The organism is Streptomyces sp. NPDC060028, from assembly GCF_042736725.1.
Classification (GTDB): domain Bacteria; phylum Actinomycetota; class Actinomycetes; order Streptomycetales; family Streptomycetaceae; genus Streptomyces.
Genome location: NZ_JBHWVJ010000058.1, coordinates 1 through 9,815, shown reverse-complemented (window position 1 = coordinate 9,815; position 9,815 = coordinate 1). Strand labels below are relative to the sequence as shown.

The window sequence follows — 9,815 nt, the reverse complement described above, 5'->3', positions numbered from 1 at the left end:
GGCGGGGCCCCCGCCGGCCGCGCCCGGCCCCCCCCCTTACCACAAAAAACCCTAACAAAACGGGCCTGGCCCCCCGCACCCCGCGCCCCCGGCGGTTGTGGGGGGGGGGGGGGGGGGGGGCCCCCGCCCCCCGGAGGTGGTCAGCCCCACTCGTCGTCATCCGTCGTGAACTTCGTTGCATCGGACCATCTCGGTCCGCGCCGCGTCCGTCACCCGTACGTAAACTCGCCTGACAGCAAGTCCTCACCGCACGGGGGAGTATCGCGGGATGTCTGAAAGCGCCCTCTCTGTTCCTGGTTTCGCCGAATTGGACGACGGCAGCGCCATGGCCTACCGCAAAGCCGTCCTGCTGGGCCGCTTTGTCCGAGAGGAGATCGCCACATCCCTGGGCACCGACACGGCCACCGTGGCGGGCATCGAGCAGGTCCTGTCCGCGCTCAGCCTGCTGCGCCCCATGCCGGGCGAGCCCGACCTGCTGGTGGCGGTGAGCCCGGACGCTGCCGCGACCGACCTGGTGGGGGCGACCGAGAGCCACATCCGTGAGCTCCAGCAGGCGGTCACGGACGTGCGCACCCAGATGCGTTCCCTGCTGCCCGCCTACTTCGAGAGCCGCCAGCAGCGCAACCAGACCGAGGCCATCGACGTGATCAGCGACCTCTCGGTGCTCCAGGCGATGCTCGACGAGTGTGGCGAGCGCTGCCGCACCGAGGTGCTCAGCGCCCAGCCCGGTGGGTCGCGGCCCTCCCCCCTGCTGACCAACGCCCGCCGCAAGACCCTGGAGCGCCTGGAGCGGGGGGTCCGGATCCGTCACCTCTACCAGCACACCGTGCGCCGGGATCTGGCCACCACCTCGTACGTACGGGCGGTCACCTCCAGCGGGGCCGAGGTGCGCACCACCGACGAACTCATCGACCGGATCGTCGTCTACGACCGGGAGGTGGCCTTCCTGCCCGAGCAGCACGTGGTGGGCCGGAGGCCCGGCGCGGTCGTGGTGCGGGAGCCGACGCTGGTGGCGTTCGTGTGCAAGGTGTACGACCACCTGTGGGCGGGGGCCACGCAGTTCAGCGCGGACGCCGAGGACACCCCCGAGGTCACCGACGACCTCAAGCGCTCGATCGTCAAGCTGATGGCGCAGGGGTACAAGGACGAGCTGGTGGCCCGGCGCCTGGGCATGTCGGTGCGCACCTGCCGGCGCTACATATCGCAGATCATGCTGGACGTGGAGGCCCACAGCCGGTTCCAAGCCGGGGTCAAAGTCGCGCAGACCGGGCTGCTCGACCCGGGGTGAGACGGCCTGGGTGAGACGGCCTGGGTGGGACGGCCTGTGGGACGGCGCGGGTGGGACAGCCCGGGTGGGACGGCCGGGGAGCGGGTGACAGCAGGTGTCAGAGAGCAAGTTGCCAACAGCGCGGCCTGGATTCGGCCATGCGGTCGGCGCCACCCTGTCCTGGCGGGACGCGAGGGAAGCGGCCCGCCGGCCGCCTCACCGGTCTCCCCGGCGGTTTCCCCGGCGACGGGCCCGGCCGCTTCCACGACCGATGGTGCGGACGGCGCACCGGGCCGGGCTGTGGGCGCAGACGGTGGAACTGGCCGACGGCATGACGCGGTTCGCGGAGGCGCGGCTGCTGCGGTCGCTGGGCGAGCTGTCCTGGCAGCGGCGGCGGCGGCTGTCGGCGGCCGGCGACTACTACTGCGGGCGGGCGCTGCTGACGGCGGACGCGGCCCCGGCGGCCTGCGAGCGCGGCCGGGCGCTGGTCGGGCCGGCCGACCTCCAGCTGGACGAGGGCGCGGCGGCGCTGCTCTCCTCCGCGCTGGACGCGGTCGCCGACGATCCGCGCGGGCGCTACGAGGCCCGCCGCGTGCAGGGCCTGGTCGCCCTGGAAACGGACGGCCCGGCGGCCGCGCACGCCCACTGCACCGCCTCTGCCTCGACCTGGCCGGCACGCTGGGCGACGCCCGCCTGGAGTCCTACGCCCGGCGCTGGCCGGACCGCGTCACCACCCCGGCCGCGGCGGGCCCGCCGGGCTGGCACGAGGGTCCGCCCGGGCATCTGGCGTACGGCGGCGTGACGGGGCGGGGCGGGCCTTACGGCCGTCGCCGGCTGGAGGGCGTCGCCTCCCCGGGCGCCTGCTGCCAGGCCCGGGGCCAGTTGCCGGAGGGCGGGGGCGGCCCCGCGATCCCGAGGTCGCGGCGCGCGCACACGTAGAACGCGTCGCGGGCCCGGCTCACCTCCTTCTCCGCGCTCGTCCACCCGGCGGGGTCGTCCCTGAGGCCGCGCGCGTACAACTCGACGTTCCACACGGCTTCGTGCCAGGCGCGAGCCGCCGCGATGGCTTCAGCATCACCCACGAGCAGCACCGACTCCCACTGGGCCGCGCGCCTCGACTCCGCCTCGGCCAGCTGCGCGAGGCCTTCGCCCGGGTCCAGGGGATCCGCCACGTTCTCGAAACCCCTGGCCGCCCCGATGCGCTGCGCGATGCGTATCTGTTCCTTCAGGGTGCTCGCGTAGTTCGCGTACGTGAGGAACCTCTTCTCGTCCCAGCGCTCCGCCCGCGCCCGCCGCCAGCGGCTCCGCTCGGTGAGGCTGGCCACCGCGTACGAGCCGACGGCTCCGACGACCACGCCGATCAGCGCCGGAAACTGATCCCATGTCCCCATCGATCCCCCGTCCAAGAGCGCGGCCAGACGACAAGCACAATGCCGTGCCCGCGGGCCCTGGGGAAGGCGGGGCATGGATGAGTACGCACACTCAGGCGTCGGCCCGCACCCGCCGGGAGGATGTTGCCCAGCCGGTCCGCCGACCCGAGGAGCAATGCGATGCACGCGCCGCCGCCGTCCCCACCGCCGCACGGAGCCTGGTACGCGGTCCCGGCCGCATGCCTGTCGCCGCCCTGGCCTTCGCCGGGTTCGGCGCGGCCGCTGGCCTGTTCCTCACCGCGGGCAAGAGGTACGCGTGCGACGCCACCACGGCCTGCACGAAGACCCCGTACGAGCCCGGGTACCACGATCCGCCCTGGCCCCACTGGCCGTTCGTCACGGCCGCGGTGTGCGCGGCCGTCGCGGTTGCGACGTGGGCCACGATCGTCCTCTCCCGACGCGGGGCGCGCTCCTGGTCGGCGGCCATCACCCGCACGAGGGACGCGGGTACGGGCGTACCGCGGCGGCCGGGCGGGGGGCGGAGCGGTCATGCGCCAGCAGGGCGTCGAGGATGGCGTCGCTGATCTGGTCGGCGATTGTGTCGGCGGTCGGGATGGCCCTCGGTCACCGGCTCCGAGGTGAACAGTCGACTGGACACACGTTCCTCCAGCGGGACGGCGGCGTTGCGAAGTGAATTTCGCCAGAACGTGCAGTCGATTGCTCGGGAGGGGCTGAAGCGGGCGCGTGGCGGCGGCCCAGGCCGGGCGGCCGAGCCCGGGGCGCCCGGGCGGTGGGGGCGGGTCCCCTTTAGCGGCGTCTTAGGACGGGCTGACGCAATGGGCGGTAAGAAAGGAGCTTTTCCATGACCCGATACCTGATCAGCTTCGCTCCCTGGATCGCGTACGCCTGCATCGCCACGAGCGATGAGTGGCGCAGCGGTGCCCAGTGGGGCCTGGCGATCGCCTGCATCGTGCTCTTCCGAGGCCGCCGCTCGGGCAAGAAGTGGGACGAGATGGTGATCGAGTTGAGCGCGGCCGTGTTCTTCGCCGGAATCACCTTGCTGTCCTACAAGCAGCCCGATTCCTCTCTCATCCCGTACGGCCCGGCCTTGGTCGACGTGTGGCTGGCGGCGACCGCGTTCGGCTCGCTGCTGATCGCCAGGCCCTTCACTCTGGGCATCGCCCGCACGATGGTGCCCAAGGAGGTCTGGAAGTCCAAGGTCTTCGTCCGTACCAACACCGTGATCACGCTGGTGTGGGGGCTGTCGTTCGCGGCCGCGGCCGCGCTGCTGTGGGTCCTGATCCACAACGATCCGAAGGCGACTGCGGTGGCCATCGCGATCAAGGTCGTCACCTTCGTCATCCCGGTGATGTTCACGATCAAGTACCCGGCCGTGGTCCGCGCCCGACAGGGCCAGGCCCAGCCGACCCGGTGAGCGCCGTGCGTCCGGCGCCGCGACGACGCCGCTGTCCTTGCCGAGGACGGCGGCGTCGTGGTGCTGCTGCGGGGCCGGTCCGAGGAAGGTTAGGTGAGGTCGAGCGGGTGGATGCCCGTGCCCTCGTACGCCTCGTGGGTGAGGGAGAGAACGGTGACGGGCTCACCCGTCTTCGCCGCCTGCCAGGCGATTGCCGCCGGGTGGGTGAGGGCCCAGTCGGTGGTGGGTTAAGCGGGCGGCGTCCGGGGCGTGCGTAGCGGTGAAAGGGATGGTCTCGGCGAAGCGCAGGCGTGCGGTTGGCCGCCGGCGCCGGGCTTCGCCCGCTCTGCGGCAAGGACTGACAGGGCCGGGATCAGGACGCGGCCGGTGCCCCTGGACGACTCGATGCAGAGGCGATCGAGCAGGTCTGCCCGGGCCCGCTGGCCCGCTGGCCGGCTGCTGACGTCGGCCATGCCCGCTCCTTGAAGGTTCGCTGGAGGTGCCGGCGCGGGCCGGGACGGATGGGGAGGTCTCGGGCCGAGCGTAGGCATCGGGCGGGTGCGTGCGGTCCCCCTGCCCGGACCCCTAGCGGCCGGGCGGGACCCGGGCCCGTACGGGTCCGCGTACGCCGTCGGCGGCCCTCGCACCGCCGCCGACCAGGGCGGTTGGGCCGGCGGCGCAAGCCGTAACTATGTGCCGTGCAGCTTGCTGCCACCGTCCTGCGCTGGCAGGAAGGAGACACGGCTCCGCACGCTTGGACGTGCAAGGGGCCCGGCTCGCGGACACAGGTGACCCGTGCCCGGGCGCACATGGCCGCGGCCCCGGGGGACCGCCTGTCGCCGCACGACGTCGCCGGCCGCGAGGAGACACCATGACGGTCGAATCCACCACCGCCCCCGAACTGGGGCACGGCACGGCCACGCGCCACCTCATCCACTGCCCGCCCTCCTGGGACCGTTACCTGCTGGAGGCGCCGGGCAGCAGCGAGGAGCACTTCGTGCTCGCCGGGGACATTCCGGCGGCCCACCCGCTGTTCAGCGACGGCCCGGGGCGCTTGCACGACCCGCAGCTGCTGACCGACATGGTGCGGGAGATCGGCGAGTTCGTCGGGCACCAGTACTTCGGGGTGCCCGGGGACCGGGTGGGGCTCTTCCACCGGTTCGGGCTGGAGCTCACGGACCTGGCCGGCTGGCGGGCCGGAGCGGACCGGGCGCGGCTGCTGACCCGGATCGCGGTGGCGCCCGTGAACGTGGTGGGCGGGGTGCCGCGCGGGCTGGAGTTCCGCCTGGAGGCGGCCATCGACGACGTGGTGTGCGCGGCGGGCAGCGCGGGCCTGGTCTTCCTGATGCCGGTGCTGTACCGCAACCACGTGGCGCAGAGCCGGCGGGCCCTGGACGGCTCGGCCGCGCCCGGCCCCTCGTGGCCCGTGGCCCCGGCCGAGGTGGGCCGGCGCAGCCCCGGCGACGTGGTGGTGCGCGAGGCCGCGCCCGTGGCGTCCGGCCCCGCCGCCGGGCCCGGGCCCGTCCGGCTGGTCACGTGGATCGTGCCGCGCCCCGCCGATCCGGTGTTCGCCGGGCCGGGCGGGGGCGGGCTGTCGGGTCTGCTGCTGGAGGGCATGCGCCAGAGCGCTGTGCTGGCCGCCGCGCGCACCGGCGGGATCGAGGCGGGCCGGGCCGTGCAGGATTCCTTCGAGGTCCGTTTCAGCGGGTACGCGGCGGACGACCTGGCACTGCGGTGCGCGACGGTGGTGCAGGCGGGACGAGCCGCCGCAGAGGTCGCCCTGACGGTGACGCAGAACGGCCGGCCGGTCGCGGACGCACGCGCACGCGTGATCCAGGACTACCAGGAACAGCCGGTCTGATGGAGTTCGGACTGCTCGGCCCGGTGGAGGTCACCGGCGAGCCCACGACCGCGGGGCGGGCGCACGCCCCGAAGGCCGCGAAACTGCGGGTGGTACTGGCCGCCCTGCTGATGCGCGCCGGCGAGGTGGTCTCGGCGCCCGCGCTGATCGACGAGCTGTGGCCGACCGATCCGCCGCGCACGGCGACGACCACCTTGCAGGTGTACGTGTCCCAGTTGCGCAAGATGCTGCGCGCGGCCGACGCCGAGCACGGTCCGCGGACCCTGCTGACCCGACCGCCCGGCTACACCCTGCAGCTGGGGCCGGCCCGCCTGGACGTCGCGGAGTTCGAGCGGTTGCACGCGCTGGGGCGGGCCGCGCTGGCCGCCGGCGATCCGGAGCGGGCCGCCGCGCTGCAGCGCCGGGCGCTGGCGCTGTGGCGGGGGCCGCTGGCCGCCGACACCCCGCACGGGCCGCTGTTGGAGGCCGCGGCCGTGCGGCTGGCGGAGACCCGGGCCGCGGCGCTGGACACCCGGCTGCGGGCCGAGCTGGCCCTGGGGCGCCACCACGAACTGGTCGGCGAGCTCGGGGAACTGGCCGCCGGGCAGCCGCTGCGGGAGGAGCTGCACGGGCAGTTGATGCTCGCGCTGTTCCGCTGCGGCCGCCAGGCGGAGGCACTGGAGACGTTCGCCCGCCTGCGCCGCACCCTGGTCGAGGACCTGGCCATCGAACCGGGCCCCGCCCTGCAGCGCCTCCACCACCGCATCCTCACCGGCGACCCGGCCCTCCTGCCCACCCCCCTGCGGACACCCCCCTGCACCTGCCACGGCTCTCCGGTCCCGGCCAACGCGGCACCACCGCAGCCCGCCCCGCACGGCGGCGGAACGCACGCCCCGGCCGAGGCGGCGGCCGCCATGCTCCGGGAGCCGACCCCGGCGCAGCCCCACGGCCCGGCCCCGCTACACAGCTCGCCGCTGCCGCTCGCCTCGGCACAGCCGTACAACTCGGCGCAGCCCCACGGCTCGGCGCAGCCGAACAGCCCGGCCCCGTCGCATGGCCCGGCGCAGCCCCACGGCCCGGCGCAGCCGACCGGCGCGGCCCTGCCCACCCCGCCGGGAGGCCCCTGGCGGGCGGCGGAGCCCGGGACCGCCGCGCTTGCCAGCGCGGTGGCCGAGGCGCACGCCGCCGGGCTGTGGGCCAGCGTCATCCGGCTCGCCGACGCGCTGACCGCGCCGGTGGAGGCGGGCGCGGCCTGGCCGGAGTGGGCCCATACCCACACCCTGGCCCTGGACGCGGCGCGACGCTGCGGCGACCGCACGGGCGAAGCCCGGATGCTGCGCTCGCTCGGCGATCTGGCCTGGCAGCAGGGCCGGTCGGCGGCCGCCCACGCGCACTACGAGGAGGCCCGGCTGACGGCCCACCACTGCGGGGCGTACGAGGAACACGGCCGCGCCCTGGCCGCACTGGCCGACCTCCGCCTGGAGGAGGGCACCCGCGAACGGGCCCGCGAACTCCTCGACCAGGCCCTGACCCAGTGCCCCGGCCCCGGGCGGGCGCGCTTCGACGCGCTGCGGGCCACCGCGCTGCTGGCCCTGGACGAGGGGGACGGCCCGGCCGCCGCCCGGTGCTTCGCCCAGGCCCAGGACGTGGCCCGGGCGCTGGGCGAACAGCGCCTGGAGGCCTACGCCCGCCGCGCGGGCCGGGCGGTGTCCGACGAAGCCCGCCACCGGGAGGTCCGCCCGGGCATCTGGCGCCTGCACGCCCCCCGCCCGGCGGCCGTCCAGGTCGGTGAGATCTCCGCGTAGCGTTCTCGCATGCACACCACCCTTACGGAGCACGCCCGGTGCCTCTGGGGCGACGAGTACGGCCCGACGCCCCCGTGCGAAGCCCGCGAGCACCACTGGATGTACTTCGTGGAAGAGCTGACCTTCGCCGACGCCGGGGCGATCCTCGCCATGTTGCGCGAACTGTGCCCGCACGTGATCGACGGCTTCCTGCCCGTATCGGTGCGCAACCTCGCCTACCGGCTGATCCTGTTCCAGCGGCCCGACGACCCGGCGATGATGCGGGAGGCGTCCCTCAACCTCGTGGCGCACGGCCCTTCCTGGGACGACATCGCCGACGATCTCCGCGCCCGCGCGGACGCCCTCGACCCGGAGGGAAGCAAGCCGGGGCGGGGCCCGGGGTAGGCATGCCTCCGCCCGGCCCGGCTTCGGCCGGCCGCGGGAGGGTGGCGGGCCCGTGCCCGGTTTCGGCCGGCCGGGTGGGCGGAACCGCGGAGCACGAGGGGGCGGCTGCGGACCGGGACCACACGCTTCGGCTCCGTCGCGCACGTCGACCTGGCCGCCGTCGGCACGGGGGCCGAGGCCGCCGCGCCGGTGCGCTCCGCGCCGCCCGGCGGGCTGCTGGTGCTGGACGACTGCGCGGTGGGCGGGCCCGTGCTGGCGCACTCTCAGCGTTCTCGGCGGTCTCAAGCGGTCTCGGGCGTGTAGAGCGCGGCACCGATCCGGAAGCCGCCGGGTAGTTCCGCCGAGTGGAACAGCCATTCCTCGCCCCGGCCCACCGAGCCGTCCGGCCGCTGGACCCGTACCGGCCGGCCGTCGGGACCGAAGCCGAACTGCCCGAACGGGAATCCCGCGCCCCGGCCGACTGCCTTGCGGTACGCCTCCTTGAGCGTCCACAGCCGCACCAGTTCGCCGTCCCGCTCGCGCGGCGCCAGCCGGACCAGCGACACCAGCTCGTACGGGGTGCACACGCGGCGCCCGGCGCCCGAGCCGTAGAGCGGCCGGTCCGACCTCTCGACGTCGACTCCGACCAGGCCCCCGCCGCTCACACCGACGAGCACGATGCCCGCCGTGCAGCTGACGCTGACGTCGACTCCCTCGCATCCGGCCAGCACCGGACGGCCCGCCACGCCCCAGTGGACCGCCCCGCCCGCGTCGCCGCCGACCGCGCGGCCGAGCCGCTCCAGCAGCGTCCGCGCACCCGTGTACCGGTCGCGGTCCTCCGGGGAGACGAGTCCGGCCCGCCGGCCCGCATCGGGGTCCGGCCCGGGCGGCAGCCGGTCCAGGCGTGCGTAGAGCAGGGCGGAACCGCCCTTGCGGACGAGCTCACCGGCCCGGTCCCATTCCGGCCCCGCTTGCGGGCCCGACGCAGTGACCTCCACCGGTCCGTCCAGCACCACCGACACCCGCCCAGCCGACACCATGAGCCCCACCCCACCCCACGCCCGCCCGCGCCGACCTCACCGGCGGCGGGAATACGGAATTCTCCGACCGCGGGCTAAACGACTGCTAAAAGCCCGGCGCCCTGCCGCAGGATGTGCGGCATGACATCCGATCTTGTTGTCGAACGGGCGTGCGACGAGGCCGCCCTGCGGGACTGGCGCCACGTGCACAACCTGATCATCCCGACCGCTCCGCTGTCGCCTCAGGACGTACGGGAGCGGTCCGGGCGCAACCTGTTGGACGTGGCCCGTCTCGGCGACGCGCTCGTGGGCTGCATGACGGTGCGCCCACCGGTGGACGACCCGGCGACCGCCACCGTGATCGCGCGGGTGCTGCCCGAATACCGCGGCCGCGGGTTCGGCCGCGCCCTGTACGAGCACGGGCTGGCCCAGGCACGGGCGCTCGGGGCCACGGTGATCGAGACCGTGGTCCTGGAGTCCAACACCGAGGGCCTGCGCTTCGCCGCGCGCCACGGCTTCACCGAGACCGACCGGTACGTCCTGCAGGGCGACACCCTCGCCTTCGTCGACCTGCGCCTGGAGCAGGAGCACGCCTGAGCTCGCCGCGGCGGCGTGGGTCACGCATCGTCGCCGAGCTCGGCCCTCGCGTTAAGCGCGCGGGTCGAAGGCAACACCCGCGCCGCTAGTGCTGTGACCGGAAAGGTTCACCGCGTCGCGGCGCCCGGCACGGCACCTCG

At 74.7% G+C, this 9,815-nt stretch carries 10 protein-coding genes; 8 read left to right on the top strand and 2 right to left on the bottom strand.

Going from position 1 to position 9,815, the window contains the following annotated elements:
* Positions 1 to 268 precede the first annotated feature (268 nt).
* Both ACFWBF_RS25525 and ACFWBF_RS25520 read left to right on the top strand, forming a co-directional pair.
* On the top strand, positions 269 to 1,288 hold the full coding sequence (locus ACFWBF_RS25525; RefSeq protein WP_385605941.1) for a hypothetical protein: 1,020 nt from the start codon (positions 269 to 271) through the stop codon (positions 1,286 to 1,288).
* 250 nt (positions 1,289 to 1,538) lie between these two features.
* Complete coding sequence (locus ACFWBF_RS25520) at positions 1,539 to 2,069, top strand: hypothetical protein (RefSeq protein WP_385605940.1); 531 nt, start codon at positions 1,539 to 1,541, stop codon at positions 2,067 to 2,069.
* A 16-nt stretch (positions 2,070 to 2,085) separates the two neighbouring features.
* Here the strand turns inward: ACFWBF_RS25520 and ACFWBF_RS25515 are convergent, their stop codons facing one another.
* Positions 2,086 to 2,658, bottom strand: a complete 573-nt coding sequence (locus tag ACFWBF_RS25515; protein ID WP_385605938.1) for a hypothetical protein — start codon at positions 2,656 to 2,658, stop codon at positions 2,086 to 2,088.
* 77 nt (positions 2,659 to 2,735) lie between these two features.
* On the opposite strand from ACFWBF_RS25515, the gene ACFWBF_RS25510 reads away from it, so the two are divergent.
* The 5 genes from ACFWBF_RS25510 to ACFWBF_RS25490 all read left to right on the top strand — a co-directional run bounded on the left by ACFWBF_RS25510 (position 2,736) and on the right by ACFWBF_RS25490 (position 8,080).
* On the top strand, positions 2,736 to 3,221 hold the full coding sequence (locus tag ACFWBF_RS25510; protein ID WP_385605936.1) for a hypothetical protein: 486 nt from the start codon (positions 2,736 to 2,738) through the stop codon (positions 3,219 to 3,221).
* Positions 3,222 to 3,499: 278 nt separating this feature from the next.
* On the top strand, positions 3,500 to 4,072 hold the full coding sequence (locus tag ACFWBF_RS25505) for a hypothetical protein (RefSeq protein ID WP_385222563.1): 573 nt from the start codon (positions 3,500 to 3,502) through the stop codon (positions 4,070 to 4,072).
* A gap of 850 nt (positions 4,073 to 4,922) precedes the next feature.
* Positions 4,923 to 5,912, top strand: coding sequence for an AfsA-related hotdog domain-containing protein (locus ACFWBF_RS25500; protein ID WP_385605934.1), 990 nt, complete (start codon positions 4,923 to 4,925; stop codon positions 5,910 to 5,912).
* Complete coding sequence (locus tag ACFWBF_RS25495; protein ID WP_385605933.1) at positions 5,912 to 7,696, top strand: BTAD domain-containing putative transcriptional regulator; 1,785 nt, start codon at positions 5,912 to 5,914, stop codon at positions 7,694 to 7,696. Before ACFWBF_RS25500 ends, ACFWBF_RS25495 begins: the two co-directional genes overlap by 1 nt.
* A 9-nt stretch (positions 7,697 to 7,705) precedes the next feature.
* Positions 7,706 to 8,080, top strand: coding sequence for a hypothetical protein (locus ACFWBF_RS25490; RefSeq protein WP_385605931.1), 375 nt, complete (start codon positions 7,706 to 7,708; stop codon positions 8,078 to 8,080).
* Positions 8,081 to 8,361: 281 nt separating this feature from the next.
* Here the strand turns inward: ACFWBF_RS25490 and ACFWBF_RS25485 are convergent, their stop codons facing one another.
* A complete protein-coding gene (locus tag ACFWBF_RS25485; RefSeq protein ID WP_385605930.1) occupies positions 8,362 to 9,099 on the bottom strand; it encodes a 4'-phosphopantetheinyl transferase superfamily protein in 738 nt (245 codons plus the stop codon).
* Positions 9,100 to 9,219: 120 nt separating this feature from the next.
* Between ACFWBF_RS25485 and ACFWBF_RS25480 the strand changes: the two genes are divergently transcribed.
* A complete protein-coding gene (locus ACFWBF_RS25480) occupies positions 9,220 to 9,675 on the top strand; it encodes a GNAT family N-acetyltransferase (protein ID WP_385605928.1) in 456 nt (151 codons plus the stop codon).
* Positions 9,676 to 9,815 lie beyond the last annotated feature (140 nt).

Coding starts and splice junctions, on each gene's coding strand:
- ACFWBF_RS25525 (WP_385605941.1), top strand. CDS start 269: ATGTCTGAAAGCGCCCTCTCTGTTCCTGGTTTCGCCGAATTGGACGAC.
- ACFWBF_RS25520 (WP_385605940.1), top strand. CDS start 1,539: ATGGTGCGGACGGCGCACCGGGCCGGGCTGTGGGCGCAGACGGTGGAA.
- ACFWBF_RS25515 (WP_385605938.1), bottom strand. CDS start 2,658: ATGGGGACATGGGATCAGTTTCCGGCGCTGATCGGCGTGGTCGTCGGA.
- ACFWBF_RS25510 (WP_385605936.1), top strand. CDS start 2,736: ATGAGTACGCACACTCAGGCGTCGGCCCGCACCCGCCGGGAGGATGTT.
- ACFWBF_RS25505 (WP_385222563.1), top strand. CDS start 3,500: ATGACCCGATACCTGATCAGCTTCGCTCCCTGGATCGCGTACGCCTGC.
- ACFWBF_RS25500 (WP_385605934.1), top strand. CDS start 4,923: ATGACGGTCGAATCCACCACCGCCCCCGAACTGGGGCACGGCACGGCC.
- ACFWBF_RS25495 (WP_385605933.1), top strand. CDS start 5,912: ATGGAGTTCGGACTGCTCGGCCCGGTGGAGGTCACCGGCGAGCCCACG.
- ACFWBF_RS25490 (WP_385605931.1), top strand. CDS start 7,706: ATGCACACCACCCTTACGGAGCACGCCCGGTGCCTCTGGGGCGACGAG.
- ACFWBF_RS25485 (WP_385605930.1), bottom strand. CDS start 9,099: ATGGTGTCGGCTGGGCGGGTGTCGGTGGTGCTGGACGGACCGGTGGAG.
- ACFWBF_RS25480 (WP_385605928.1), top strand. CDS start 9,220: ATGACATCCGATCTTGTTGTCGAACGGGCGTGCGACGAGGCCGCCCTG.